This window comes from Shewanella sp. SM32 (assembly GCF_025654235.1).
Lineage (GTDB): Bacteria > Pseudomonadota > Gammaproteobacteria > Enterobacterales > Shewanellaceae > Shewanella > Shewanella oncorhynchi.
In genome coordinates this window covers 1-1342 of record NZ_JAKKRO010000150.1, presented here as the reverse complement: position 1 = coordinate 1342, position 1342 = coordinate 1, and the positions used below count along the sequence as shown (strand labels likewise).

1 protein-coding gene is annotated in these 1342 nt (G+C 42.5%); it reads left to right on the top strand.

What is annotated here, in order from left to right; genetic code table 11:
- Positions 1-87 precede the first annotated feature (87 nt).
- The gene (locus tag L5M10_RS23825; protein WP_263138145.1) at positions 88-1116 is read left to right on the top strand and encodes an IS110-like element ISSba8 family transposase; all 1029 of its coding nucleotides are present in this window, start codon (positions 88-90) and stop codon (positions 1114-1116) included.
- The last annotated feature ends 226 nt before the right edge of the window (positions 1117-1342 follow it).

Sequence of the window (1342 nt, the reverse complement as noted above, 5' to 3'; positions counted from 1 at the left end):
TGTAGTGATGTGATGGACGCCTCAGCACCTAAGCTTGCAGTATTATGCCAAGCTTAAAGCTGACAAATAGTTCTGGAGGTTTCCATCATGGATATTAAAGTTATTGGTATCGATTTAGCCAAAAATGTTTTTCAAGTTTGTGTTTGTCTTATGGATAACTCTGTCATGAGTAACAAAAAGGTTAACAGAAACAAGCTGCTCGATAAAATTAGACAATTCCCCGAAGGTAGCCTTATTGCTATGGAGGCCTGTGGTACGGCGCATTACTGGGGAAGACAATTTCAAGCTCTTGGTTATCAAGTGCAATTGATCCCTGCTCAACATGTTAAGCCATTTGTTGCAAACCAAAAGAATGATGCCAACGATGCCCTCGCTATATGCGAAGCGGTTTTCAGACCTAATATCCACATGGTTCCAGTTAAAACTGTTGAGCAACAAGACATTAAAGCATTACGTTGTGTACGTAGTCGTCTCGTTCAAAATCGAACCGCCATGGTCAATCAAATTCGAAGCCTAGCGAGCGAGTCTGGTGTGATCTTCTCTGTCGGCAGGTTGCAATTACAAGCGTCACTTAGCCGTATTTTAGCAAATAATGAGCATGAACTGTCTCATACGCTTCATTACCTGTTAAAATTTTTATATGAAGATTTATGTGTTTTAAATGAGAGAATTAATCAAATCGAGCGCGACATTAAAGCGCTATGTCAAATCCAACCTCGCTACAATGCATTGCTGTCGATCCCTGGCTTTGGACCATTAGTCACAGCAAGCTTTATGAGTGAATTAGGTTCGGGTCATCAATTTAAAAATGGCCGGCAATTATCTGCATGGTGTGGCTTAGTGCCATCGCAATCGAGTTCTGGTGGAAAAGTTCGACTAGGATCGATCACGAAAAATGGCAGCTCAGAACTACGTGTTTTACTCATCCACGGCGCCAGAGCCGTTGGCCGATTTGCGAGCAAACATGATGATAGACTTGGGCGATGGTTTAATGCACTTGCGTTAAGGCAAGGTCGACACAAAGCCGTTGTCGCATTGGCCAATAAAATAGCGCGTATAGGATGGCGGATCCTCACGAGTAACGATAATTTCGACGTTAATAAAGCGTTTGCGTAAGACGTTAAGTATCACGTAACAGTTTACATGCACTGATGAATAAACGGTCAACCGTACCTATTAGAGCCTGACTGTGCCAAGGCATTAAATGCCGATGTAGTGATAAGGTAATAGGTTTCGGATTTACATCATGGCGCGGGTAAAAAAGCCTATTTAGACGCCGAATATATGGTAGTGAACCAATCATTCAACGGTGTTGTAAAAGCTGAGGCGTCCATATATGGCA